This window comes from Actibacterium atlanticum, assembly GCF_000671395.1.
In the GTDB taxonomy this organism is placed as follows: domain Bacteria; phylum Pseudomonadota; class Alphaproteobacteria; order Rhodobacterales; family Rhodobacteraceae; genus Actibacterium_D; species Actibacterium_D atlanticum.
The window spans coordinates 173,529-199,134 of record NZ_AQQY01000006.1 but is presented as its reverse complement, the minus strand read 5'-3'; the positions used below and the strand labels follow the sequence as shown (position 1 = coordinate 199,134).

The following is a 25,606-nucleotide window of genomic DNA, read 5'->3' as shown; positions in this document are numbered from 1 at the left end:
TCAACTTTAGCCGGGGTTTGCGCGGCGCTCCATTTTATGAGATATGTTTTCCACGATACGGAAAAGGCGTTCCTAAATGGCGAAAGAAGAGGGGATTGTGCAGTCGGTGGACCGGGCGCTGCGCTTGTTAGAGTTCATCGCCGATCCGGGGCCGGGCACGCGGCTGTCTGATCTGGCCAAGCGGGCCGGGTTGGCGGTGTCCACCACGCACCGGTTGCTGACCACATTGGAACGGCGCGGCTTTGTGCAGCATGACCCTATCAGTAACAGCTGGGCCGTGGGCCAGCGCGCGCATCTGGTCGGCGAGAGCTTTTCGTTGCATGGTAATCTGGTTGTGCCAGCGCGGCCCATTTTGCGCCAACTGCGCGACGCCACGCGCGAAACCGCCAATCTGGGGGTGATCGAAGCCGAAGAGGCCGTCACCATTGCCCAAGCAGAAAGTCGCGAGATCATGCGCGCCATCGCGCCGCCGGGCGGGCGGGTGCCGGTGCTGAACTCGGGTATGGGGAAGGCGATTGTTGCCACCTGGCCTGACGACGCGATCGAGCATTTGGTGGCCCGGCAGGGTTTGCGGCCGCTGACCTCGCGCAGCTTGCGATCAAAGTCCGAAGTTTTTGATGAAATCGCGCGTATCCGGGAACAGGGCTATGCGCTGGATGACGAAGAATACGTGATCGGAATGCGCTGTGTGGCGGCGGTGGTGTGGTCGGACACATCCGAGGCCGTGGCGGCCCTGTCGGTGTCAGGGCTGGCGGCGCGTGTCACCCCGGCGCAGGCGCATCGGATGGCCGCCGATGTGGTGGCCGCGGCGGCACGATTGACCGACTCTATCGGTGGCGTGCCCGCTTAAACCGTTGGATTCAGCAGGTGTGCGACCTCGTCCTCGCCTTCCTCCAGCAGATATTCCCGAAACACCGAGGCCGCCTTTGACAAGCGCTTGCCTTGCCGGTGCACGGCGTACCAACTGCGGCGCAGCGGAAAGCCTTCGACATCCAGCACGGCAACAGCACCGTGGTCCAGTTCCAGCCGCAGCGCGTGCAGTGATAGAAACGCGATGCCCAGCCCGCCGATCACCCCTTGTTTGATCGCCTCGGTGTCATCCAGCACGATCTGGAAGTTCAGATCGACGCCTTTGTCGGCAAACATCCGTTCCACCGCACCGCGCGTGCCCGAGCCTTGTTCGCGCCCGATGGCCTGAGCCTGCGCCAATTGCGTCATCGGAATGCGGCGCTGCCCGGCCAGCGGGTGATCGGCCCGCGCCACCGGGACGATGATGTTTTCCAGAAACAGATCCCGTTCAACCGCATATTGTTCGGGCGCCAGCCCCATAATGTAAAGGTCATCGGCATTGCGCGACAGGCGCTCTAACAGCGTCGCGCGGTTGGTGATCTCCAGATGCGGCACGACCTTGGGGTAGCGGCGCACAAACGCGCCCAGAAGGTGGGGTAAGAAATACTTGGCCGAACTGACCACGGCCACATTCAACGGCCCGGCGACCTCGCCGCGCAGATCGTCCAGCCCGGTTTCCAGTTCACGCAGCCGCGCCAGCACATCGACACAAGCGCCATAGACTTCGGACCCCGCAGTAGTCAGATGCAGGCTCTTGCCGATCTGTTCGGTCAGGGGCAGGCCGATTTTCTCCTCCATCGCTTTCACCTGCATCGACACGGAAGGTTGCGTCAAATTGACCTCCTCGGCGGCGCGGGTGAAGCTTTTGAGCCGCGCAACGGCCTCAAACAAGCGCATTTGCTGCAAAGTCGGGGGGATCATTCTTGCCATAAGTAAAGCTCTATCCAAAGCATAAAAACAATTTAGTGTTATTGATCCATGCCGTCAATTACCCCTGTTGGCGGAGGAACGATCCCCGGCGCATCGGCCGCCCGGTGGATCAACAACAACACGTATGTGCAGAGGAGCTATACGACATGGCCAAGACCTATAATGCAGGGGTGAAGGACTATCGGGAAACCTATTGGATGCCCGATTACACCCCGCTGGATACTGATTTCCTTGCCTGTTTCAAGGTGATCCCCCAAGAGGGCGTGCCGCGCGAAGAAGCCGCTGCCGCTGTTGCTGCGGAAAGCTCGACCGGGACGTGGACAACCGTCTGGACCGACCTGCTGACCGATCTGGATCACTATAAGGGCCGCGCCTACGCCATCGAGGATGTGCCCGGCAATGACGAGGCATTCTATGCCTTTATCGCCTATCCGCTGGACCTGTTTGAAGAAGGCTCGGTGGTGAACGTGCTGACTTCGCTGGTGGGTAACGTGTTTGGCTTTAAGGCCGTGCGCGCCCTGCGTCTGGAAGACGTGCGCGTGCCGCTGGCTTATGTCGTCACCTGCGGCGGCCCGCCCAACGGTATTCAGGTCGAACGCGACATCATGAACAAGTATGGCCGTCCGCTGCTGGGGTGCACCATCAAACCCAAGCTGGGCCTGTCGGCCAAGAACTATGGGCGGGCCTGTTATGAAGGTCTGCGCGGTGGTCTGGACTTCACCAAGGATGACGAGAACATCAACTCGCAGCCGTTCATGCGCTGGCGTCAGCGGTTTGATTTCGTGATGGAGGCGATCCAGAAAGCCGAAGCCGAAACCGGGGAACGCAAGGGCCACTATTTGAACGTGACCGCGCCGACGCCCGAAGAGATGTACAAACGCGCCGAATACGCCAAGGAAATCGGCGCGCCGATCATCATGCACGACTATCTGACCGGTGGCTTTACCGCCAACACGGGCCTGGCCAACTGGTGCCGCGACAACGGCATGCTGCTGCACATCCACCGCGCCATGCACGCCGTTCTGGACCGCAACCCCAACCACGGCATCCACTTCCGTGTGCTGGCCAAGATGCTGCGCCTGTCGGGGGGTGATCACCTGCACTCAGGAACGGTTGTGGGCAAGCTGGAAGGCGATCGCGAGGCGACGCTGGGTTGGATTGACACGATGCGTGACGGATTCATCAAGGAAGACCGTGATCGCGGCATCATGTTCGATCAGGACTGGGGCAGCATGCCGGGTGTGATCCCGGTGGCCTCGGGCGGGATCCACGTCTGGCACATGCCGGCGCTGGTAAACATCTTCGGCGATGACTCGGTTCTGCAGTTCGGGGGCGGCACGCTGGGCCACCCGTGGGGCAACGCCGCCGGGGGCGCCGCCAACCGCGTCGCGGTGGAAGCCTGTGTCGAGGCCCGCAATCAGGGTCGCGAACTGGAGAAAGAAGGCAAGGACATCCTGACCCATGCGGCCAAGTCCTCGCCCGAACTCGCCATGGCGATGGAAACCTGGAAAGAGATCAAGTTCGAGTTCGACACCGTCGACAAGCTGGACGTCGTTCACCGCTGATCCCTCCGCGCTTTTCACGGCTCCGGCGCTCTGTCGGGGCCGGGTCTGATACTCAATTCAAGGAGCACTGTCATGAGTGACATGCAGGACTATAAATCGAGCCTGAGCGATACCTCGAGCCGCAAGTTTGAAACTTTCAGCTATCTGCCCGACATGGACGAGGCGGGCCTTCGCAAACAGGTGGAATACATCGTGTCGAAAGGCTGGAACCCGGCCGTTGAGCACACCGAGCCGGAAAACGCAGCCGACAACTTTTGGTACATGTGGAAGCTGCCGATGTTCGGGGAAACCGATGTGGATCGGATTCTGGGCGAGGCGGCAGCCTGCCACAAGGCCCACCCGGCCAATCACGTCAAACTGGTGGGCTATGACAATTACGCCCAGTCCAAAGGCACTGAGATGGTGATCTACCGCGGCAATGCCGTCTGATTGATCCCCAGTCTGCCCGGCCAGTCGCTCGGCCGGGCAGCCCATTTCCCCGGAGTATTTCCCATGCTGCAACAGGTTGAAGAGATGAACACGGATGTGGCGGAACAATACCGCATCACACAAGAGCCGTTTTACCGCGTAACCGGCGCGGAAGAGGCGCTGTACCAAGCGGCCTATGCGCGCCGGATGCCGGTGATGCTCAAGGGGCCGACGGGCTGTGGTAAATCCCGGTTCGTGGAATATATGGCGTGGAAATTGCAGCGCCCGCTGATCACCGTCGCCTGTAACGAAGACATGACCGCATCCGATCTGGTGGGGCGGTTCTTGTTGGATAAGGACGGCACCAAGTGGCAGGACGGCCCCCTGACCACTGCCGCGCGTATCGGTGCGATCTGCTATCTGGACGAGGTCGTTGAGGCCCGTCAGGACACCACCGTGGTGATCCACCCGCTGACCGATCACCGCCGTGCGCTACCGCTGGATAAGAAGGGCGAGCTGATCGAGGCGCACCCGGATTTCCAGCTCGTGATTTCGTACAACCCTGGCTACCAGTCGCTGATGAAAGACCTCAAGCAATCGACCAAGCAGCGCTTTGGTGCGTTGGATTTCGATTATCCCGAGGCCGACATGGAGGCCGAGATCGTCGCCCGCGAAACCGGCGTCGATGCGGATGTGGCACAAAAGCTGGTGCAGGTGGCCCATCGCACCCGGAACCTGAAAGGACACGGGCTGGACGAAGGGATTTCCACCCGCTTGTTGGTTTATGCCGGGCAGATGATCGCCGAAGGCGTTGATCCGCAAGCCGCCTGCCTGATGACCATGGTTACGCCCCTGACCGATGACCCCGACATGCGCCAGACGCTGCAGGCGGCGGTTGAGACATTCTTTGTGAACTGAACCTGAAACCGAGGGTGCGCGCCCGCCCCGTTGAGGGCCGGGCGCACACCGGATCGCAAGCGATCCGAAGGAGGTTGCGCTGTGACTGTGAGTTTTGACGATCTACGGGAAAGTTTCGCCAAGGCCCCGGCCGATCTGGTGGCCGCGGCGGAAGCCAGTTTTCATGACGCCCCGCGGGTGATGAGCCCGGCCGGGATGAGGGATTACGCCGAGGGCGCACGCGGGTTAAGCAACCTGGGTCGCGGCTTTGATCTGGTCCTGAGCTTTCTTGAAAACATCCCGCTTGTTGTAAAGGAATGTGGCGAGGATATCATCCGCGATTGCCTGAACGCCGCGATGAAACTGTCGTCGATGACCAGCGGCGAGGTGATTGCCTTGCTGTTTTCATCGTTGCCCACGGCAGCGCGCCGGTTGGGCGATCCGGAACTGTTGCGCGGCTATCTGGCGTTGATCCACCAAATCTCGGCCAAGGCGGCGCGCGGGCTGCGGCCCATGCTGACCCATATCGACGAGCTGCTGAGCAAACTTACCCTGTCGGGCCTGCGACGCTGGGCCAATTTCGGGGCCGAGGCCTATCGCCGTGATCTGCCGAACCTGACGAAATACTTTGCCTTGGAAAGCGCGGATTCCAAGAAAATTCTGCAGCGAGAGCGTCGCGGAACGCTGTTCATAGATAGCCAGCGCAAGCTGAACTTTTACCTGCGCGCCCTGTGGGGGCGGGACTTTTTCTTGCGCCCCACAGCGGCCGATTACGAGGGGTTCAAACCCTATATCGACCAGCTGATCATGCATCTGCCAGATGCGGTGGACCCGATCGGCGGGATGGACGGGCTTGAACTCTATCGCGCGCAGGTTGCCCATCAGGCGGCGCATCTGGAATATACCAGTGCTGCGGTTTCAGCCGAGCAACTGACCCCGGCGCAGATGTTCTTTATCGGCGTGGTTGAAGATGCCCGCGTCGAATATTGCGCGGCCCGCGATTTCCCCGGTCTGGCCAAACTGTGGGGCACCTTGCTGGCGCTGGAACATCCGCCCGCCGAACACCCGACCGTTGAGGCGCTGGAACGCATGGCGCATTTGCTGCTGGACCCGACCATCGACACGGGCCGCGCAGATCTGAACGATCTGGGCGCGCGGTTTCATGCTGAAATTGGCGCCCGCGCGCTGGACAATCAGCTGTCGTGGGATTTCGGAATGGAGCTGTACCACATCTTCGCCAGCACCCGCGACGTGCCCTCGTTAAGGGTGCTGAATTCGATCCGCATCCCGTATCGCGATGACAACCGGTTCATCTGGGCGTTTGAAGAATTTGACTGGTCGAAAGAGGGCGCTGAATACATTCCCGCCAGCCAGCGCCAAGTGCGCAAGTATGTCTCGGTGCTGGAAATGGCGCATGAGGTTGACGCCGAGCTGGCCGGGGACGACGCACAGGAAATCTGGATCTGCGAAGATAATTTCATGCCTTATGAGGACGCGGGAGAGGCAACGATCAGCTTCAACGATATGTGGGGGAAGGAGCCTATTTCAGCCCCGTATCATTATCAGGAATGGGACTATCAGGTGCAGCTCTATCGCCCGGATTGGGCCACGGTGTACGAGCGCCGTGCCACCATGGGGGACCCAGAAGCGGTCGATGCCATCCTGACCGAGCACAAACCCATTGCCCACCGCATCCGACAGATCATTGACCTGCTGACGCCAGCGGGTGTGCAGCGCGTGCGCGGGATGGAGGATGGCGACGAGATCGACATTAACGCTGCCGTCGATGCGATGATCGCCATTCGCATGGGCGAACAGCCCAACCCGCGCATCACCATGCGCAACGTGATCAAATCCCGCGATCTGGCGGTGACGGTGCTGCTGGACTTGTCCGAAAGCACCAATGACACGATGGATGGTTCGGAAAAGACGGTGCTGGAGCTGACGCGTGAGGCCGCCACGCTGGTGGCCACCGCGATTGATGGCATTGGTGATCCGTTTGCGGTGCAGGGGTTTGCGTCCGACGGGCGGCACGATGTGCACTACTATCGTTTCAAGGACTTCAGCCAACGGTTCGATGACGAGGCCAAAGCGCGGCTGCAGGGGATGAAGGGCGGCTTATCGACCCGCATGGGCGCGGCGCTGCGCCATGCGGCGGCTGACCTGATGACACAGCCCGAACGGCGCAAGCTTGTCATTCTGGTCACCGACGGTGCGCCAGCCGACATCGACGAACGTGATCCGCAACACCTGCGCCATGACACCAAGAAGGCCGTCGAGGAACTGTGGTCCAAGGGGGTGATGACCTATTGCCTGACGCTGGACCCGCAGGCCGATACCTATGTCAAACGTATCTTTGGTGAAAACAACTTTACCGTGGTCGATCACGTGGATCGGCTACCCGAGAAACTGCCAACTCTCTTTGCATCTCTGACCAGCTAAAGGAGCGACCAATGACCGTTCAAAAGTGCTATGCCGGAATCGACAAGGATATTCAGGGCGGGATGACCGCCACGGGCAAAATTGTCCGCGATGCCTGGGTCTTTGGGCTAATCCCACCGACCGAAACCTGCGAAGGCTGGCGAACGGCTGGAATCGAGGACCTGTGGCGCAAAGTCAGCGCCGAGTGGGACAAATATGGGTTCCTGCCCTCGAACCTGCCCGATGATCTGCGTGCCCGATTTATGGACATTCAGGCGCAGGCAATCCTGGATGCACGCGCGGCGGGCTGGAGCGGTGAGGCAGAACTTGCCGCGGACGGCTGATCCCCTCATACTGGGGATATGTACACAAGGCATGACGAGCTTCCCGCACTGTCTGCCTGGCCAACGCAGGTGGAAGCGCGCGACTATAACACGGCGTCCCGAGCATTGCAGCGGGCGCGTGGTGCCATGCGCTTGCCCTTGCGCGGTTTGCCGATGCTGGATTTGATCCTGCAGCCCAATGCCTGGGTGGTTGTGGACCGCAGTCTGAATGACATGCCCATCGCCGCCTGGGTTGACTTTGCCCCCAAACCCGATCGCGGCCTGCACGAAGCCGTGTTGTGCCAGCTGCGCTACTATCATGGGGGGGCTGGTAAAGTGGTGGCGGCTGTTCGGCAGGATTTCGAGGACTTGCTAGCCCCCCGGCTGCAACAAGCCGCGCTGGAGGGGCCTAAAGTCGTGTCTTTGCACCGGCGCGATGGATAAGCTGCCTTTAGGGCGGTGCGCATCAGTGAAGTGGTCAAAATGTCCACGCTGGCGTGCATCATCTCAGAAAGACTGGGAATTTTGCCCTTCTGAACAGTTTGACATACGCGCCCCCTTCCGCGCTTGATCCGGTTGTGGTCTGTCGAAAAGAAAACAAGACCACGACGGCTGCAAGGGAGGGCGACCAGGCATGGGGGAACTGTGGGAAGGCATGCGTCAGGCCGTTTGGCTGGTAGTGACGCTGGATCCTGACCTTGTCGAAATCTCTTTGCGGTCGTTGCGGGTGACGTTGTCGGCGTTGCTCATTGCCTCGATGATCGCCTTGCCCTTGGCGGCGGTGCTGACGGTACAACGGTTCCGGTTTCGCCGGCTTACTGTGGCCACGCTGAACGCGCTGATGGGCCTGCCGCCTGTCGTTGTTGGCCTGATTGTTTACATCATCCTGTCGCGCGGTGGCCCCTTGGGGGTTCTGGGTCTGTTGTTCACGCCCTGGGCCATGGTGATCGCACAGGTGGTGATCATCGTGCCTCTGATCGCTTCGGTCGCACATCAGTCATTGCGCGAATTGTGGTCTGAATATCATGATCTGCTGATTTCGCTCAGCACGACCAAACGACAAAGGATCGCAGCACTGTTGTGGGATGGGCGGCGGGCCTTGCTGACAGCTGCACTGGCCGGGTTTGGACGGGCAATAGGCGAGGTTGGCGCGATTATGATCGTGGGCGGCAACATCGAACATGTCACCCGGGTGCTGACCACCGCCATCGTGTTGGAAACAGGCAAGGGCGATTTCGCGCTGGCCTTGGCGCTGGGATTTATCCTGATCGCGATGGCGATTGTGATCAACTTCGCGATCCATAACCTGTCGCGCACCGAGACGGAGGGACGCTGGTGACGTCGATCTTGCCTCTGCGTGCTGAAGGTGCCGAGCTGCGCTTCCGGGGTAAGCTCTTGGTGGGGCCTGTCGATGTTTCGCTTGGCGCCAAGGGGGTGACCATCGTGCTGGGCCCGAACGGGTCGGGCAAGACCAGCTTGCTGCGCATGTTGCATGGGCTGGAGTGCCCAAGCGCGGGGCAGGTGCGCTGGGCTGTGCCGATGCATGAAACCTTTGAAAAACAGGCTTTTGTATTTCAGTCACCGATCATGATGCGCCGCACGGTTCGGGACAATCTGGCCTATCCGTTGCGCCTGTCAGGGGTCGCGCGCGCCGAAGCCCGGGACCGCGCCGATCACTGGGCAGCCCGGGTCGGGTTGCAGGATGCGCTGGATCGACAGGCCACGGTTCTGTCTGGCGGTGAACAGCAAAAGCTGGCGTTGGCCCGCGCATTGATCCGTGATCCACAGGTTTTGTTTCTTGATGAACCCTGCGCCTCGCTGGATGGGCGCGCCACCCGCGAAATCGAAGAAACCCTGGTCGCTGCCGCTGCGGCGGGAACCCGGTTGGTGATGTCCACGCATGACATGGGGCAGGCCCGGCGACTGGCGGATGAGGTGCTGTTCTTACTGCACGGCAAGGTGCAGGCTTTCGGCCCGGCCCGGGCATTTTTTGATCATCCCCCGTCCGCCCAAGCGCGCGCGTTTATCAAAGGAGATATCGTCGAATGAAGAAGATGATGTGTGGGGCGGTAGCCTGGCTGGCGATGGCGTTTGGACTGAACGCTGCCGAAATGAAGATGGCGGTGACGACCTCGTTTCACAACTCGGGCCTGTCAGAGGTGCTCTTGCCTGCGATCAAGCGGGACCTTGGGCTGGAGGTGCACCTGTTGATCGTGGGCACGGGGCAGGCGCTGCGCCTTGGGGCTGCGGGGGATGTGGATGCAATTCTGGTGCATTCGCGCAAGGCCGAAGAGGCGTTTCTGGCCGAGGGCAACGGCACCTATCGGCGCGAGATCATGTATAATGATTTCGTTTTTGTCGGCCCCGGTTCAGATCAGGCCGGGATCAGGGGGGCCGCGAATGCGGTGCAGGCCTTGCGGCAGATTGCCGGGGTCAAAGCCCCTTTTGTCAGCCGTGGCGATGACAGCGGCACCCATAAGAAAGAGCTCAGCCTTTGGTTGGAGGCAGGTCTGCAGGCCGATGGCTTTGACAGCTGGTACCGGGCGGTGGGCGCGGGCATGGGGACGGCGCTGAACACGGCGGCAGCGATGGACGCCTATGTCATGTCGGACCGCGCCAGTTGGCTGAATTTTGGCAATAAGCGGGGCTTGGAACTGCTCTATGCGGGCGATCCGGTCCTGTTCAACCAATATGCCTATATCCCGGTGAACCCTGACAAACATGGCCACGTCAAACATGATATGGCCATCGCACTTGAGGGCTGGTTGGTGTCGGACACCGCCAAAGAGCTGATCAATGGCTATCAGATCAATGGCGAAGGTCTTTTCGTGTTCAACGCCCAGCCGCGGTAACGCGGCTTTGGCCGGGCCGGCCTAAATGGCAGGCCCGGCCAAGCCTTGCTTCAGCTTTCTTCGTCGACGGAGCCGTGAATGGCGAACTGCTCCAACCCTGCATCCTGAGGCTGGATGGCGCGAAAGGCTTCGCGCACACCGGCCTCGGTCAACTCGCGCGCAACCGTCAGCAGCGTGTTTGGATCATGATCTTCGCACAGCTCGACCATATGCGCCAATTCCTCGGCAGCGACGGGGCGGGCCGCCTCCACATTCGGAGCGCCGTAATAGGTCACGAAGTGCTGGGCCAGAAGGTCCGTCAGCGCGCTTAACTCGGCCTCTTCGATCTGTGTGACCGCAACAAAGGTCACCCGGCCTGATGTCTCCAGACCCAACCAGCCGTTGGCAAAAGCCTGTCGGGCCTTGCCGACAAGGTCATCTTCGGTCCAGTTCGAAAACTCGAAACCTCCCGGCAGGCACCATTCGCCGGTGCGGGCCGGATTATGAAAAATGCGTTGATCGCTTTCGTCGAAATGGATGGCGCGGGCAAGCTTCATGACGAGGTCTCCAACCGGGCGCTGAGCGGGATCAGATGGGTTGTGTCCGGGTCGCGCAGCAACATGCCGAACTGGTCATCCGTACCCAGGAAAGTGCCACACAAGGAGCCTTGCTGCGTCTCCTCGCCCAGTGCGTGTACCAGCCCGCGCCACTCGGCATGCAGGGGTTTGGCGCCTTCTGACTCCCAGCGGGCGATCCAGTTGAACGTGTGGCGCGCCCAGGCTTCGAGCAGCAAAGGTGCGGGCACATCCGCGCAGCCTTCGGCATAGAGCGCGGTGCGGTCGGGGGTGATGCCCGGATCGTCGTCTTGCGGCAGCAGGTCCAGTTCGAACCCAGCCACCAGCCAGTCCGGTGTTTGTTCCGGGTCCAAGGTGCTGGCCATTGCGCGCAGCCGGCCGCAGCGCGCGCCGTTCACCCGGATCGCGCCGCCCCATTCCAGATGTACCGCCACTTCTGGCGGCGCCAAGGCGCCCAACGCGTTCTGAAACCCGACCCCACAAGTAGGCAACATCGCCATGGCCTGCGCCAAGGGCACTTCGGGTGCAAAAACCAGTGCGGCGGCCATATGGTCGGCTTCAAGGCGATAGACGATCAACCCGGCATCACAGCCCATGGTGGCTTTTACGCAAGCTGTATCAAACGGGTCTTCAGAGGCAGACACCGCATGCCCGGACATCAATGGCGGGAAGCTCAGATCGCTCATGCAGGGGCCTCCACCGAGACCAGTTTGCGCGCGACATCCTGAAACGCCTGTGCCTGCGGGCTGTCGGGTTGCGAGACAACGATGGGTGCGCCGCCATCCGCCGCCAGACGGATATCCAGATGCAGCGGAATTTCAGCCAGCAAAGGCACGCCCAGCTTGGCCGCCTCGGCGGCGACGCCGCCATGGCCAAAGACATGTTCTTCGTGGCCGCAATTGCTGCAGATGTGGGTCGACATATTTTCGATCATCCCAAGGATCGGCACGTTGAGCTGCTTGAACATGTCGATCCCTTTGCGGGCGTCGATCAGCGCGACATCCTGCGGGGTGCTGACGATCACGGCGCCCTGCAGCTGCGCCTTTTGTGCAAGGGTCATCTGCACGTCACCCGTACCGGGTGGCAGGTCAACCAAAAGCACATCCAACGCCCCCCATTGCACCTGACCCAGCATTTGCTGCAATGCCCCCATCAGCATTGGCCCACGCCAGACAACGGCCTGATCCTCGTTTGTCATCAACCCCAGTGACATCATCGTCACGCCATGGTTACGCATCGGCAGGATGGTTTTTCCATCAGGGCTGGCCGGACGGCCCGACACACCCAGCATGCGCGGCTGCGACGGGCCATAGACATCGGCATCCAACAAGCCAACCCGCAGCCCCTGCGCGGCCAGAGCACAGGCCAGATTGGCCGAAACGGTCGACTTTCCGACCCCGCCTTTGCCCGAGGCTATGGCGATGATCCTATCTACTCCCGGCAGCTTTTCCGGGCCTTTGGGCGGGGCTTTTTTGCCCAGTTTCAGGTCGGGCGGGGCGGGTTGTGCGCTGTGTCCGGTCAACACGACCGAAACAGTCTGGACGTCCGGCAGCGCCTTCACAGCTGCTTCGGCCTGCGCTCGCACTGGCTCATAGGCCTGTGCCCGGGCCGGGTCTATCTCAAGGACGAACCGTACGGCGCCAGCGTCAACATTCAGCGCCCGCACCACACCGCTGGCGACAATGTCACCTTGGGTGGCCGGGTCTTTGATCTCTTTCAGGGCTGCCAATACAGCCTCTCGTGTAACAGCCACGGTCAGTCCTGCCCCTCGATTGTTCCGGTCACGACATGTTCCATTTCGAGCCCCTCAATGGTGATGACAGCTTTGGCTGTGTAGGGCGTTCCGGCTTTGCCGTTCTGGCGCATGGCCTCTTCGATGGCTTGCTGCGAGGTCACGCCGACCTGCTTTAGGAACTTGCGCATCGACATGTTGAAATCATCGCTCATCGGCTCTCCCTTTCGACGATATTGACGTGGCGGGTGGGCGCCACATACCATTTGGCATGGTAAGACTGGTTCACGTGTTGCGCTTTGTCGCGCTTATGCTGTTTGCTCAGGCTGGAATTGTCCATGCCGAGGATCGGCTGGTGCGCCTTGCGCTGCCGCCCGAGCTGTCCGAAACAAAGTTTCCCCAATTTCTGCTGCCACGCTTTACCCTGAAAACGCAGGTGAAAGTTCAGGTTGTTGGCCCCGGTGACCCCGCCGAGGCGCAGATAGGCACTATGGGTCAGGCGGTGTTTTCCGGCATGGGGCAAACATGGCACTTGCAGGTATTGAACAGGGATCATCCGGGCACCGCAAGGTTTGCAGACTGGATTACATCTGACGCGGGTCAGCGGGCGATCACCGGATTCAAGCCAGACGGTGTTCAGATCTTTGATCTGCCCATGAAGGCCGCCGTAACGACCCAAGCCGTCGTTATTGATGGAGATGCGGCGCGGGGGCTGGTTCTGTCGGAGCAGATGTGTCAGCGCTGTCACGCGATCGGAGGGGAGGGGCGTCGTAACGCGGTGGATTCGACCCCGTCCTTTTCGGTTCTGCGCAGCCTGTCGGACTGGCAGGAGCGGTTTGAAACCTTCTATGTCCTGAACCCGCACCCGGCTTTCACGCAAGTGAGTGGGGTTACCGCCCCTTTCGCCGAGGAACGCCCCGCTACGATCATCCCGCTCGAAATGACGCTGGAGGATGTCGACGCAATCCTTGCCTATGTGGCGGCCATGTCGCCCGCCGATTTGGGCGCCCCGCTTGCGCATCAGTGATCACGCCTTTTGCTCAGGTAATCCTCGGTGGTGCGCACCTTGGGGCGATCGCCCGCGGTGAAGGGATTGTTTTCTGAATGGAACTGCGCGTTGACCCGGCAATTGTCACACATCTGGATCATCTTGGCGGCTTCGGGCTTGGCGAACATGCTGTGGTTGCCGGCCAGCTTCTCGGTGATCTTTTCGATGGTTGACTTCACCCCGAACAAAGCGCCGCATTCGATGCAGGCAAAGGGCTCTTCCTCGTTCAAGACCGTTTGTTCCAACGCAGTGGGTGTCAGGTTCAACCTTGGCTCGTAAGAGATTGCATTTTCAGGGCAAACATTTGCGCACAACCCGCACTGCAGGCAGGCATCTTCCTGAAAGCGCAGCTGGGGCAAATCGGGATTGTCCCCCAATGCACCTGAGGGGCAGAGCGACACACAGGACAGGCACAACGTACAACTGTCCGTATCCACCAACACAGCGCCATAGGGCGCATCTGATGGCAGGGGGATATGCTCGGCCTCGGGGTTCAGGGCCTGCGCGGCCAGACGGGTAACCTGACGCCGCGTGCCAAGGGGGCGCACGGGGCTGACGGTGGTTTGGGCAATGTCAGCGCCATACAACGCATCGGACATCGCGTCGGGGTCGGTTGTGTCGATGATCTGAACCGCTTCGTCCGAGGCAATGGCGCGGGCAAGGGTGACCTCGCGCTCGAGCGGGGGGCGTTCGGTTGTCGGGCCGGGCAGCAGCGACACACAGGCAAAACCCGCAGCCAGCGCAGCGGCGATTTCAGCATGGCCAAAACCGTTCAGCGCGGGGACCTCAAGCGGGATCACATCGGCGGGCAGGCCACGGCCATGGCGGGCCGACAGCCGGATCATCTCGCTGCCATGGGCGTTGACGACAAGTAGGCGGGGATTGCTGCCACCTGCGTCCAGATAGGCCTTAGCCAGCGTCTGAACCCGACGCAGGGTCAGGTCTACCGGAGGGGCGTCATAGGTGATCGCCCCTGATGGGCACAGCGCCGAGCAGGTCCCGCAGCCCGCACAGGCCATCGGATCGACCGTGACGTGGTCCCCATCCGGGGTAATGGCGCCGGTGGGGCAGTTGTCCAGGCAGTTGCTGCACCCCACCTGTTCCGCCCGCGAGTGGGCGCACAGAAGCGGTTCCAGCTTTACATAAAGTGGTTTTTCAAAGGTCCCCACCATGTGCGAAGCCTGAAGGATCGCGGCGCTGACAGCGGGCAGACTGCCCGGGTCAGCCCGCAGGTATCCTTCGCGCTTTTCGGGTGCCGGGAACAGCGATGTTTCGCCGGTCAGGTCCAGAATGATATCGCACTGCGAATGTGCCCCGTCGCGCGGGGCAGACCAGTTGCGCGCGTCCTGTCCGTCAGGGGGACATTGCTGCAAGGCGTCGATAACAACCACGAATTGCCCCAAGGCCCCGCGCGCCGATTTCAGGCGCCCGCGCAACAGATCATAGTCGCGCGGCGGGTCGGGGGGCAGATCCCCGTCTGTCAGCAGAACCGAGACCCCCAGATAGTCCTTGAGCTGCTCGGCGGCGGCAGTTGCGACGTCACTTTTGCCGATGATCAGGCAGAGCCCTTCGGAGGTCACATCCATGGTCTTGATCGACGGTGCGGGCAGGTTTGCCTCGGCCACCAGCGCGGTCATTTTGGGTAGTGTCGAGGTGCTGTCCGCGGTCCAACCGGCCCGGTCGCGCAGGTCCAGAAAGGCCGGAGTGGGGGCGGCAAGTTCGTCTGCCAACTCCTCAAAATGGCGCTGCTCCTGGCCGCAACAAAAAATTACCTCTTCTTGTGTAATGGCCTCGGCAGCGGCGGCGGCTTGAGTGGTGCACAGCCCGGTATGCACCTTCGAACACGCAAGGCCCGTGGCCGTTGACAGGGCCTGAGGGTCGAGAGCAAAGCTGTCGGAACAATTACAAAGAATCAGTGACTTAGGCATTTTTCCTCCCGGGGTCGTGGCACCACTTTTGGGCGATTTTCACGACTGTTTACCCCCCTAGCTAGGCATGATTCCTTTGCGCCGTAAACCGCGTTCCTCGTCGGGGAGCGCCGGGTTTCGGCGCGAATCACACCGTCAAATCCGGCCAAAATCTGCGGCGGCAAATACCCAAGCAAATCAGTCAAATTAGACAAATCGTCTCACCGCGACAGAAGGTCCCAGCAAAGTGTCCCAAATTGTCCGGCTCGGTCGGTTTCTCGCGAAAGCGCGGATTTGTGCCTTTGTCCGCTTCCGGCGCTGACACACACTTTGTGCAGGGGTTCCGGAGACGGAGCTTGGGAGGAGAGACGGATATTTCTGAACGTTTTGACATGATGCCACTTGGTATCGTCATCCGACGCACACCCGGGGTGACTCGCTGGGCCAAGTGGTCGTGGAAGGCGACTGGCATTTTGCCGGGGGCGCCCCCGGCGGACTGGCAGCTGCTGCGCAAGGAGGCTGACATCACCGAGTACCACATCGCCACCTTGCCGCTGGAAATGCATGGTGCTGACGCCGAGGCCTATTTGCAGGGGCTCTCGGCCAAGGTGCCCTGTGTCTATGTCATTCTGCGCGAAAGCGATGAGCCAACGCGCCCGTTGAGCGCTCTGCTTGTCACGGCGTCCCCCTACGAGGCGCAGGACTATGCCGACAATGGCGAGGATCTTGTTGAAAAGGTTGCCATGCCCGAGGGGCTGGTGGCTTGGGTGCGCGATTTTGCGTTAGCCCACCACGAAGAAGAAATTTTCAAAAAGCGGCGTCGCGACAAGAAGCGCATCGACAAGATCGAAGACGGGATTGGCGACGCGCGCATCGTTCAGGTCAGCGATGTGTATCGCTCTCCGACATCTTCCAGAAAGGGGCGTTTGCAATGAGCAACGATTTCTGGTCCCGCCGCAAGGCTGCCGTACAGGCTGAACAGCAAGACGAGCTGCGCGCCGAAGAAGCGTTGGCCGAGGCCGAACGTGAAGCGGCGCTAGCAGACAAACCGGATGCCGAGATTCTGGAGGAGCTCGGCCTGCCGGATCCCGATACGCTGGGCGAGGGCGATGATTTCAAGGCCTTCCTGGCCAAGACCGTACCCGCCCGCATTCGCCAACGGGCGATCCGTCGATTGTGGCTCAGCAATCCGGTTTTGGCCAATGTCGATGGCTTGGTGGATTACGGCGAGGATTACACGGATTCCAATCTGGTGATCGAGGGGCTCAAGACCGCCTATCAGGTCGGCAAGGGCATGACCCGCCACATCGAAGAGATGGCACGACAGGCCGAGGCAGAACGGCTTGCACACGAAGCCCAGACCACCGCCGATCATGACCCGGATGCGGCGGAGGGTTCCGCGGAGGGACCCGAAGAAATCGCGGGTGCTGAGGAAAGCCCAAACCCGGCGGCAGTCGCCGTGCCCACACCGCAGATTGCCAAGCTCGACGCCGAAGATACAGCTGATGACCCCATCCCCGACTTTGATGCCACGCGCCGCCGAATGCGGTTTGTATTCGACGCGTCGCAGGCCCCCGCATGACAGAGGACGACAAAATGACAGCACAAGCCCTGCAACAGCCCCCCGTCAGCGAGGAAGACCGCCTGCGTGCGGACCTTTACAATTTTCTGGGTGTGCTTTTATCAGGTCCGCCCGATCAGATTTTGTTGGAACAGACCTCGGGGTTAAGCGGTGATCAGGGGGATCTGGGCACCGCGATCAATGCGCTAGCCAAAATCGCCAAGCTGTCAAAACCCAAAGCTGTGGAAAGCGAGTTCAATAAGCTTTTCATCGGTCTGGGGCGCGGCGAGCTGCTGCCCTATGCCAGTTACTACATGACAGGTTTCCTGAACGAGAAACCCTTGGCGCTGCTGCGTCAGGACATGGCAGCGCGCGGCATGACCCGCGCCCAAAACGTTTACGAACCCGAAGACAACATCGCCAGCCTGATGGAGATGATGGGGGCTTTGATCGTGGGCCGTTTCGGCGACCCGGCCGAACTGGCCGATCAGCGCACCTTCTTTAACCGGCACATCGCGCCATGGGCCGGGCATTTTTTCACCGATTTGGAAGCCGCCAAAAACTCGGTCCTATTTGCAGCCGTCGGCCAGGTGGGCCGCGTGTTCATGGAGATCGAGGCCGAAGGCTTCCGGATGAGCGCGGAGTGATCCGCATTTCAACGGCGGGCGACCGCCATAACCGAGGGAGGGAACTCTCATGACCAAGAAAACCGAGGAGGCCAAGAGCCGCCGCGATTTTCTGAAACTGGCCGGGACATCGGCGCCGCTTGCGGCGATCGCGGTGGCCTCGGGCAGCACGCAGGCCGACGCGGCCGAGCCGGACCTGTCATCTGAGAAGATGCAGGATACCGCACATACGCGTGCCTACTTTGAAAGCGCCCGCTTCTAAGGCGGACCTTTCCAAACGCCAAAGGCGACTGGTTGCGTGACGCCCGACTGCCTGCGGTTTTCGTCAACCCAGCACGTCCAATGAGACGAGCAAGGGAGGTTTAAATGCTTAGGAAAAAGACCAACGGGGTTGCGAGACGCCCCCAGCGGACAAGTATCCTGTCTGATGTCGCATCGACATCAGTGGACCGCCGCGCGTTCCTGCGTGGCTCTGGCCTGGCCATTGGTGGCCTTGCCGCAATCAGCGCCACTGGCGGCGCTGTCACCCAAGCCACAGCGGCCACAGCGGCCACCGGCGCGGTGGAAGCTGTCAAATCCGTGTGCACCCACTGTTCGGTCGGCTGTACGGTTGTTGCCGAAGTGCAAAACGGTGTTTGGGTCGGGCAGGAGCCCGGTTGGGACAGCCCGTTCAATCTGGGTTCGCACTGCGCCAAGGGCGCCTCGGTACGCGAACATGCCCATGGCGAGCGCCGCCTGAAGTACCCGATGAAAAAAGAGGGTGGAGAGTGGAAGCGCATCAGCTGGGAACAGGCGATCGACGAGATCGGCGGCGGCATGATGCAGATCCGCGACGAGAGCGGCCCTGACAGTGTCTATTGGCTGGGTTCAGCCAAGCACAACAACGAACAGGCCTATCTGTTCCGCAAATTCGCCGCCTACTGGGGCACGAATAACGTGGATCACCAGGCCCGGATTTGTCACTCGACCACAGTAGCAGGTGTTGCAAACACCTGGGGCTATGGTGCGATGACGAACTCGTACAATGACATCCACAACTCCAAGGCCATTTTCATCATTGGCGGCAACCCGGCCGAGGCACACCCCGTGTCGCTGCTGCATGTGCTGAAAGCCAAAGAGGAAAACAACGCGCCGCTGATCGTGTGTGACCCTCGGTTCACCCGCACGGCGGCTCATGCCGATGAATATGTGCGCTTCCGTCCGGGTACGGACGTGGCCCTGATCTGGGGCATTCTGTGGCACATCTTCGAGAACGGCTGGGAGGACAAAGAGTTCATCCGCACCCGTGTCTGGGGCATGGACCAAATCCGCGAGGAAGTGGCCAAGTGGACCCCCGAAGAGGTGGAGCGTGTGACCGGCACCCCCGGCTCGCAGCTTAAGCGCGTGGCCCGGACCATGGCCAACAACCGCCCCGGCACCCTGATCTGGTGCATGGGGGGCACGCAGCACACTAACGGCAACAACAACACCCGTGCCTACTGTGTGCTTCAGCTGGCCCTTGGCAACATGGGCACCAGCGGTGGTGGCACCAACATCTTCCGTGGCCACGATAACGTGCAGGGCGCAACCGACCTTGGCGTGCTGTCGCACACCTTGCCGGGCTACTATGGCCTGTCCAAAGGTGCTTGGGGCCACTGGGCCCGCGTGTGGGAGGAAGACCCCGAATGGCTGGCAGGCCAGTTCGACACCCTGACGGGTGCCGATGGCAAAGAGAAGTCTTTGCAGAACCTGACCGGTATCCCTGTGTCGCGCTGGATTGATGGCATCCTTGAAGACAAGGACAACATGGATCAGCCCAACAACGTCCGTGCCATGGTGCTGTGGGGCCACGCCCCGAACTCGCAGACACGGATGAAGGAAATGAAGACGGCGATGGAGAAGCTGGACATGCTGGTCGTGATCGACCCGTATCCCACCGTCTCGGCTGTTCTGCATGACCGCACCGATGGGGTTTACCTGTTGCCTGCCGCAACGCAGTTCGAAACCCGTGGCTCTGTCACGGCCTCGAACCGGTCGTTCCAGTGGCGTGATCAGGTGGTTGAGCCGCTCTTTGAGAGTAAGCCCGACCACGAGATCATTGGCATGTTCGCCAACAAGTTCGGCTGGGCCGATCGTTTCTTCCGCAACATCGAGATGGAAGACGCCAACACCCCCAACATCGAAAGCGTGACCCGCGAGTTCAACCGCGGTCTGTGGACGATTGGCTATACCGGCCAGTCCCCCGAACGCCTGAAGATGCACATGGCAAACCAGCACACGTTCGACCGCACCACGTTGCGCGCGGTGGGTGGCCCCGCTGATGGGGACTACTATGGTCTGCCGTGGCCCTGCTGGGGCACGCCGGAAATGAACCATCCGGGTACGCCCAACCTCTATGACATGTCCAAACCTGTCTCTGAGGGTGGCCTGACCTTCCGCGCCCGGTTCGGGGTGGAACGCGATGGCGACAACCTGCTGGCCGAAGGCGTCTACTCGGCGAATTCGGAAATCCAGGACGGATATCCCGAATTCACCATGCAGATGCTCATGGATCTGGGTTGGGATGGTGATCTGACGGACGACGAACGCGCTGCCATTGATGCGGTGGCCGGTCCCAAGACCAACTGGAAAACCGACCTGTCAGGCGGCATCCAGCGGGTCGCGATCAAGCACGAATGTGCGCCCTTTGGCAACGCCAAGGCCCGTGCAGTTGTGTGGACCTTCCCGGATCCGATCCCGTTGCACCGCGAGCCTCTGTATACGCCGCGGCGTGATCTGGTCGCCGACTATCCGACCTATGAGGACCGCAAGTTCTATCGTCTGCCGACCATGTATGCGTCGATCCAGAAACAGGACTTCTCCAAGGACTATCCGATCATTCTGACCTCGGGGCGTCTGGTCGAATATGAAGGCGGCGGGGACGAGACCCGTTCGAACCCCTGGCTGGCTGAACTTCAGCAAGACATGTTCGTCGAGATCAACCCGCGTGACGCCAACAACCTTGGTGTACGGGATGGCAATCAGGTCTGGGTCGAAGGTCCCGAAGGGGCCAAGGTCAAGGTGATGGCCATGGTGACCGAACGGGTCGGCGAAGGCGTTGCCTTTATGCCGTTCCACTTTGGCGGCCATTTTGAGGGCAAGGACCTGCGGGACAAATACCCCGACGGTGCCGACCCCTATGTTCTGGGCGAAAGTACCAACACCGCGCAGACCTATGGCTATGACTCAGTAACCCAGATGCAAGAGACCAAGGCCACTCTTTGCAAAATCTGGACAGCGTAAGGAGACAAGAGAAATGGCAAGAGCAAAATTCCTCTGTGACGCCGAACGCTGCATCGAGTGCAACGCCTGCGTCACCGCCTGTAAGAACGAGCACGAGGTGCCCTGGGGCATCAACCGCCGTCGGGTTGTGACCATTCAGGATGGCAAACCAGGTGAACGGTCGATTTCGGTCGCCTGTATGCACTGTTCGGATGCGCCCTGTATGGCGGTGTGCCCGGTCGACTGCTTCTATCAAAACGAAGAAGGCGTCGTTCTGCACTCCAAAGACCTGTGCATTGGCTGTGGCTATTGCTTCTATGCGTGCCCCTTTGGCGCGCCGCAGTATCCGCAGGCGGGCAACTTCGGCTCACGCGGCAAGATGGACAAATGTACCTTCTGCGCCGGTGGCCCCGAAGAGACCCACTCCAATGCCGAGTTCGCCAAATACGGCCGCAACCGGATCGCAGAAGGCAAACTGCCGATCTGCGCCGAGATGTGCTCCACCAAGGCTTTGCTGGCCGGGGATGGTGACATCGTGTCGGCCATCTATCGCGAACGTGTGGTGGCCCGTGGCTTTGGCTCGGGCGCTTGGGGTTGGGGTACGGCCTATGATCAGAAGGGCGGCTAAACCGCCGGTCTGTCTGATCACCTGACACAGGGTGGCCCCCAGCGGGGCCATCCTCATTCCCCTACACGGATTTTCAAAGGAGAGTGCCCATGCTGCGCCTTCTACTTGCGTTCCTGGTTGCCGTGACACTTGCCGCACCGGTTGCGGCCCAATCCACGGATCGCGAAGCGACCGGCGGCGCCCAGACACTCGAAGACATTCTCGCCCGCCAGAACGGCACGGCGATTGACGACACGTTCCGCCGCACAGACACCGGCGCCGACAACACGGCGGCGGCCAGCTCGGCCCAGCTGGGTACATTGGGCGGTGCGTCAGACCCCGAAGTGTGGCGCGCGCTGCGTTATGGATCGGCTGATGTAAAGGTTTCCGCCGGAGGCGAGGTTGCCAGCGTGCTGATACAGGACGGTGGCATGCGTTGGCTGGAATGGCGCAAAGATGAACTGCGCGCCTATGGCGGATGGCTTTTGATGGGGACGATCGGCGCGTTGGTGCTGTTCTATCTACTGCGCGGGCGTATCAAAATTGATGAACCCATGACCGGGCGCACCGTCACCCGTTTTGCCTCGATTGAACGGTTTGGCCACTGGCTGCTGGCGGGATCATTTATCTTGCTGGGGCTTACTGGCTTGCTTGTTCTGTTTGGCCGGGTCTTCATCGCGCCCTATCTGGGAAAAGAGCTGAACGCGACGCTGTTGGGTTACAGCAAGATCATCCATAACAATGTGGCCTGGGCGTTCATACTGGGTCTGGCGATGGTCTTTGTGATGTGGGTTGTGCACAACATTCCCAATCGTACCGACATCACATGGTTGCGCCAGTTCGGTGGCATCATTGGCAAAAAACACCCGCCGGCCAAAAAGTTCAACGCCGGTCAAAAGTTGATATTCTGGTCGGTGATCCTGTTTGGCAGCTCGATTTCTCTTTCTGGCGTGGCCCTGCTGTTTCCGTTCGAACTGCAGCTGTTTGCCAAAACATTCGCGCTGCTAAACCAAACGGGTCTGCCCGAGCTGCTGGGCTTTGGCGTTTTGCCTGAACAGATGTCCCCGCAAGAGGAAATGCAATACGCGCAGCTATGGCACGCGATCATGGCCTTTGTCCTGATGGCGATCATCATTGCGCATATCTACATCGGCTCTGTCGGGATGGAAGGGGCCTATGACGCCATGGGCACCGGCGAGGTAGACGAGGCCTGGGCGCATCAGCACCACTCGATCTGGCTGGACGAGGTGAAAGCCAAACAAGAAGCGACGCCAAGCAATGAGGCCACTCCCGCCGAATGATGCGTCGATTTCCTGCTTCTTTTTTGGTGACACTGATCTGGGCCGCCGCGCCATTGGCGGCCCAGGACTTTGTAACACTAAAAGGCCACGGCGGGCCGATCATGGATATTGCCGTGTCGGCTGAAGGGCAGGTGGCCACCGCCAGTTTCGACAATGCTGTAGGGCTTTGGCGCGGGCGCGCGCCCACGTGGCTGGATGCCCACGCGGCCGCCGTGAACTGCGTGGCGTTTGACGGAGATGATCTGTTGTCGGGCGGCGATGATTTCGCGGTGATCGCTTGGCGCGAGGGCACCCCGATGCGTTTGGGATACCATAAGGGCAAGGTGACAGATGTGGCCGTGTCCCCGGATGGACGGCTGATTGCCTCGGCCAGTTGGGATGGCACCGTGGGCCTGTGGCACACCGACGCGCCGGAACGCTTTCGCGCATTGGGCAACGGCGGGTTGAACGACGTGATGTTTTCACCTGATGGCGCCACGCTTTATGCCGCCGGGGCAGGGGGCGCGATCATCGAGCTGTCGGTTGAAGGCGACACGCAGCGCCCGTTGGTCAAACACGGATTTGGTGTGAACGTGATGACAATGGACCCGGCGGGGCGATGGCTGGCCTATGGCGCGGTGGATGGGGTGACGCGTGTTGTTGACCTGCCCTCAGGGAGGGAGCGCGCGGATTTCACACTGGACCGGCGCCCGGTTCTGGCCATGGCACACCACCCCGCGACCGGCCAATTGGCGGTGGGCGATGGGCAGGGCTATATCATGATCCTGGACACCGAAACCTGGCGCATCACCCGCGACTTTCGCGCCACGCGCCAAGGCCCGATCTGGGCCTTGGCGTTCAGCCCGGACGGCAAGGTGATTTATGCCGGGGGGCTGGATGATGTTGCTTATGCCTGGCCCGTTGCCTTGCTGGATGAATACGACCCGATCCAAGGGCCCACGCGATCCTTCCAGCGCGATGCTGAAAACATGCCCAACGGCGAACGCCAGTTCATGCGCAAATGTTCCATCTGCCACACACTTACCCCGGGCGCATCGCGCAAGGCCGGGCCCAGTTTGCATGGGGTGTTTGGCCGCCGCGCCGGGACCGTGCCAGATTACCTGTATTCTGATACCCTGACAGGATCAGACATCATCTGGGACGAAGACACCATCGACCAACTGTTTGATCTGGGGCCAGACCACTACATCCCCGGTTCTAAAATGCCGATGCAGCGGATCACTGACCCGCAAGACCGGCGCGACCTGACCGATTTTCTGAAAACAGCAACCAACTGAAAGAGGCCCCTATGAAAACGATCCTTGCTGGATTTGCTGGCATTGTTGTGTTGGCGGTGATTGCGAACTACGCTCTGAACAGCGCGGGGTTCTCCTCGCAAGACAAATTCTCAAGCGACTCTGTCCGTTTGGAAGATAGCTACTGATGAACAAGGTGCAAACAGACACCTATGATGCCAAACTGGCCGGGGCCTCGATCCTTGTGATTGATGACGAACCGGGCATGCGCAATTTCCTTGCCAAAATCCTGACACCACGCTGCCGACGGGTGGAACAGGCCGACAGCCCCAAACGCGCCAGCGAGATTTTGGATACCGCCCATTTTGATCTGATCATCGTCGACAACATCATGCCCGGTCAGACCGGGCTGGAATGGTTGCAGGAACAGCGCCGGGTCGGGCTGTTTGCCGATACGATCCTGATTACCGCCTATGCCGATCTTGAGGCCGCGATCAAAGCGCTGCGGATCGGGGTGACGGATTTCCTGTTGAAACCGTTTCGCGCCAACCAGATTTTGAATGCGGTCTCGCAGGCGTTGGATCGCAAACGGCTGCGGCGTGAAAACTTCCTGTTGCGCCATGAACTGACGACGGGCGTGTCGGCTTCGGGGGGGCGGCTGATCGGCAATTCTCCGGCGATCAGTCAGGTTCGTGATCTGTTGGGGCGTCTTGCGCCCTTGTCGACCTCGGTTCTGTTCACCGGGCCAAGCGGTGCGGGAAAAGAAGTTGCCGCGCGCACTTTGCATGCCATGTCGGGGCGCGCCGACAAACCCTTTGTCGCGATCAATTGCGCCGCCATCCCGCCCGACTTGGTGACACGAGAGTTGTTTGGCTATGTCGACGCGAAGGACACCCGCAAAGACGGGCTTTTTCTGAATGCCGATGGCGGCACCCTGTTTCTGGACGAGGTCGCCCAAATGCCCGATCTGGTTCAGGTCGCGCTGTTGCGGGTGCTCGAAGATCAGCGCATTCGCCCGGTGGGGGCCGAGCGCGAAATCCCGCTGGATCTGCGCTTTATGTTCGCCACCAATGCTGATCTGAAACAAGCCGTGGCCGAAGGCCGAATGCGTTCGGACCTGTACCATCGCATCAACATCATGCAGATCGAAATGCCACCGCTGAACCAACGCAGCGAAGATATCGTCGAACTGGCCGCCCTGTTCATGAAAGAGTTTTCCACCGCCAAAGGCGCCCGCGCTTTGGAACTGGACGATGAAACTTTGCTGAAAATGAGCCGCTATGACTGGCCCGGGAACGTTCGCGAATTGCGCAACCTGATCGAGCGATCTGTGATCTTGCAGGCCTTCCCCGAAGAATTCTCGGGCAATGGTAAAATCACCGGGCCCGCGGCCATTGATACGCTTGAGCTGGTCACCCAACGCCACATCATGCATGTGCTGGACACGTGCGGCGGCAATCGGGCCGAGGCCGCGCGCCGTTTGGGCGTGTCCCGCAAAACCATTGATCGCAAGTTTGCGGCATGGGGCGGGGAAGAGGGCTGAAGCTAGT

27 protein-coding genes are annotated in these 25,606 nt (G+C 60.6%); 21 read left to right on the top strand and 6 right to left on the bottom strand.

What is annotated here, in order from left to right:
* Window positions 1–76: 76 nt before the first annotated feature.
* Window positions 77–850, top strand: coding sequence for an IclR family transcriptional regulator (locus tag ATO10_RS10920; protein ID WP_035251362.1), 774 nt, complete (start codon window positions 77–79; stop codon window positions 848–850).
* Here the strand turns inward: ATO10_RS10920 and ATO10_RS10915 are convergent.
* Window positions 847–1,779 carry a LysR family transcriptional regulator gene (locus tag ATO10_RS10915; protein WP_202898657.1) on the bottom strand — a complete coding sequence of 311 codons (933 nt, stop codon included), beginning with the start codon at window positions 1,777–1,779 and terminating at the stop codon, window positions 847–849. The genes ATO10_RS10920 and ATO10_RS10915 overlap by 4 nt on opposite strands.
* Window positions 1,780–1,925: 146 nt before the next feature.
* On the opposite strand from ATO10_RS10915, the gene ATO10_RS10910 reads away from it, so the two are divergent.
* The 9 genes from ATO10_RS10910 (at window position 1,926) to ATO10_RS10870 (ending at window position 10,245) form a co-directional block, all read left to right on the top strand.
* A complete protein-coding gene (locus ATO10_RS10910; RefSeq protein ID WP_035251360.1) occupies window positions 1,926–3,344 on the top strand; it encodes a form I ribulose bisphosphate carboxylase large subunit in 1,419 nt (472 codons plus the stop codon).
* A gap of 72 nt (window positions 3,345–3,416) precedes the next feature.
* The gene (locus ATO10_RS10905) at window positions 3,417–3,773 is read left to right on the top strand and encodes a ribulose bisphosphate carboxylase small subunit (protein ID WP_035251359.1); all 357 of its coding nucleotides are present in this window, start codon (window positions 3,417–3,419) and stop codon (window positions 3,771–3,773) included.
* Between the two features lie 63 nt (window positions 3,774–3,836).
* The gene (locus tag ATO10_RS10900; RefSeq protein WP_337588305.1) at window positions 3,837–4,670 is read left to right on the top strand and encodes a CbbQ/NirQ/NorQ/GpvN family protein; all 834 of its coding nucleotides are present in this window, start codon (window positions 3,837–3,839) and stop codon (window positions 4,668–4,670) included.
* Between the two features lie 81 nt (window positions 4,671–4,751).
* The gene (locus ATO10_RS10895) at window positions 4,752–7,091 is read left to right on the top strand and encodes a nitric oxide reductase activation protein NorD (protein ID WP_035251356.1); all 2,340 of its coding nucleotides are present in this window, start codon (window positions 4,752–4,754) and stop codon (window positions 7,089–7,091) included.
* A gap of 11 nt (window positions 7,092–7,102) precedes the next feature.
* Window positions 7,103–7,414 (top strand): hypothetical protein, encoded by a 312-nt coding sequence (locus tag ATO10_RS10890; RefSeq protein WP_035251354.1) that lies wholly within the window; start codon window positions 7,103–7,105, stop codon window positions 7,412–7,414.
* 18 nt (window positions 7,415–7,432) lie between these two features.
* Window positions 7,433–7,837 carry a hypothetical protein gene (locus ATO10_RS10885; RefSeq protein WP_051598088.1) on the top strand — a complete coding sequence of 135 codons (405 nt, stop codon included), beginning with the start codon at window positions 7,433–7,435 and terminating at the stop codon, window positions 7,835–7,837.
* A 190-nt stretch (window positions 7,838–8,027) separates the two neighbouring features.
* Complete coding sequence (locus tag ATO10_RS10880) at window positions 8,028–8,732, top strand: ABC transporter permease (protein WP_035251352.1); 705 nt, start codon at window positions 8,028–8,030, stop codon at window positions 8,730–8,732.
* Complete coding sequence (locus ATO10_RS10875; RefSeq protein WP_035251350.1) at window positions 8,729–9,442, top strand: ATP-binding cassette domain-containing protein; 714 nt, start codon at window positions 8,729–8,731, stop codon at window positions 9,440–9,442. The genes ATO10_RS10880 and ATO10_RS10875 overlap by 4 nt, the downstream gene beginning before the upstream one ends.
* Window positions 9,439–10,245, top strand: coding sequence for an ABC transporter substrate-binding protein (locus tag ATO10_RS10870; protein ID WP_035251349.1), 807 nt, complete (start codon window positions 9,439–9,441; stop codon window positions 10,243–10,245). Before ATO10_RS10875 ends, ATO10_RS10870 begins: the two co-directional genes overlap by 4 nt.
* Window positions 10,246–10,295: 50 nt before the next feature.
* Here the strand turns inward: ATO10_RS10870 and ATO10_RS10865 are convergent, their stop codons facing one another.
* Genes ATO10_RS10865 through ATO10_RS10850 form a run of 4 tightly spaced genes read right to left on the bottom strand, consistent with a single transcriptional unit; the run spans window position 10,296 to window position 12,746 of the window.
* The gene (locus ATO10_RS10865; protein ID WP_035251347.1) at window positions 10,296–10,781 is read right to left on the bottom strand and encodes a DUF6505 family protein; all 486 of its coding nucleotides are present in this window, start codon (window positions 10,779–10,781) and stop codon (window positions 10,296–10,298) included.
* Entirely contained in the window at window positions 10,778–11,485 is a 708-nt protein-coding gene (locus ATO10_RS10860; protein ID WP_035251345.1) for a biotin/lipoate--protein ligase family protein, read from the bottom strand. The genes ATO10_RS10865 and ATO10_RS10860 overlap by 4 nt, the downstream gene beginning before the upstream one ends.
* Window positions 11,482–12,552, bottom strand: a complete 1,071-nt coding sequence (locus ATO10_RS10855; protein ID WP_035251343.1) for an Mrp/NBP35 family ATP-binding protein — start codon at window positions 12,550–12,552, stop codon at window positions 11,482–11,484. The genes ATO10_RS10860 and ATO10_RS10855 overlap by 4 nt, the downstream gene beginning before the upstream one ends.
* 2 nt (window positions 12,553–12,554) lie before the next feature.
* Window positions 12,555–12,746, bottom strand: coding sequence for a DUF6494 family protein (locus ATO10_RS10850; protein WP_035251341.1), 192 nt, complete (start codon window positions 12,744–12,746; stop codon window positions 12,555–12,557).
* A 56-nt stretch (window positions 12,747–12,802) separates the two neighbouring features.
* Between ATO10_RS10850 and ATO10_RS10845 the strand changes: the two genes are divergently transcribed.
* Window positions 12,803–13,558, top strand: coding sequence for a c-type cytochrome (locus tag ATO10_RS10845; protein ID WP_035251339.1), 756 nt, complete (start codon window positions 12,803–12,805; stop codon window positions 13,556–13,558).
* On the opposite strand, the gene ATO10_RS10840 is transcribed toward ATO10_RS10845, so the two are convergent.
* Entirely contained in the window at window positions 13,552–15,507 is a 1,956-nt protein-coding gene (locus ATO10_RS10840) for a 4Fe-4S binding protein (protein ID WP_035251337.1), read from the bottom strand. The genes ATO10_RS10845 and ATO10_RS10840 overlap by 7 nt on opposite strands.
* Window positions 15,508–15,881: 374 nt before the next feature.
* Between ATO10_RS10840 and ATO10_RS10835 the strand changes: the two genes are divergently transcribed.
* The 10 genes from ATO10_RS10835 to ATO10_RS10795 all read left to right on the top strand — a co-directional run bounded on the left by ATO10_RS10835 (window position 15,882) and on the right by ATO10_RS10795 (window position 25,599).
* Entirely contained in the window at window positions 15,882–16,421 is a 540-nt protein-coding gene (locus ATO10_RS10835; RefSeq protein WP_035251454.1) for a DUF3305 domain-containing protein, read from the top strand.
* Window positions 16,418–17,068, top strand: coding sequence for a DUF3306 domain-containing protein (locus ATO10_RS10830; RefSeq protein ID WP_035251335.1), 651 nt, complete (start codon window positions 16,418–16,420; stop codon window positions 17,066–17,068). Before ATO10_RS10835 ends, ATO10_RS10830 begins: the two co-directional genes overlap by 4 nt.
* Window positions 17,069–17,082: 14 nt before the next feature.
* Complete coding sequence (locus ATO10_RS10825; RefSeq protein ID WP_420313641.1) at window positions 17,083–17,694, top strand: TorD/DmsD family molecular chaperone; 612 nt, start codon at window positions 17,083–17,085, stop codon at window positions 17,692–17,694.
* A 49-nt stretch (window positions 17,695–17,743) separates the two neighbouring features.
* A complete protein-coding gene (locus ATO10_RS10820) occupies window positions 17,744–17,935 on the top strand; it encodes a twin-arginine translocation signal domain-containing protein (protein ID WP_035251331.1) in 192 nt (63 codons plus the stop codon).
* A gap of 104 nt (window positions 17,936–18,039) precedes the next feature.
* A complete protein-coding gene (locus ATO10_RS10815) occupies window positions 18,040–20,934 on the top strand; it encodes a formate dehydrogenase subunit alpha (RefSeq protein WP_035251329.1) in 2,895 nt (964 codons plus the stop codon).
* 13 nt (window positions 20,935–20,947) lie between these two features.
* On the top strand, window positions 20,948–21,541 hold the full coding sequence (gene fdh3B / locus ATO10_RS10810) for a formate dehydrogenase FDH3 subunit beta (RefSeq protein ID WP_035251328.1): 594 nt from the start codon (window positions 20,948–20,950) through the stop codon (window positions 21,539–21,541).
* An 89-nt stretch (window positions 21,542–21,630) separates the two neighbouring features.
* Entirely contained in the window at window positions 21,631–22,821 is a 1,191-nt protein-coding gene (locus ATO10_RS10805) for a formate dehydrogenase subunit gamma (protein ID WP_035251326.1), read from the top strand.
* Window positions 22,821–24,098, top strand: a complete 1,278-nt coding sequence (locus ATO10_RS10800) for a c-type cytochrome (protein WP_035251452.1) — start codon at window positions 22,821–22,823, stop codon at window positions 24,096–24,098. Before ATO10_RS10805 ends, ATO10_RS10800 begins: the two co-directional genes overlap by 1 nt.
* Before the next feature lie 11 nt (window positions 24,099–24,109).
* Window positions 24,110–24,244, top strand: a complete 135-nt coding sequence (locus ATO10_RS16700; RefSeq protein WP_272945302.1) for a hypothetical protein — start codon at window positions 24,110–24,112, stop codon at window positions 24,242–24,244.
* Complete coding sequence (locus ATO10_RS10795; protein WP_035251324.1) at window positions 24,244–25,599, top strand: sigma-54-dependent transcriptional regulator; 1,356 nt, start codon at window positions 24,244–24,246, stop codon at window positions 25,597–25,599. The genes ATO10_RS16700 and ATO10_RS10795 overlap by 1 nt, the downstream gene beginning before the upstream one ends.
* The last annotated feature ends 7 nt before the right edge of the window (window positions 25,600–25,606 follow it).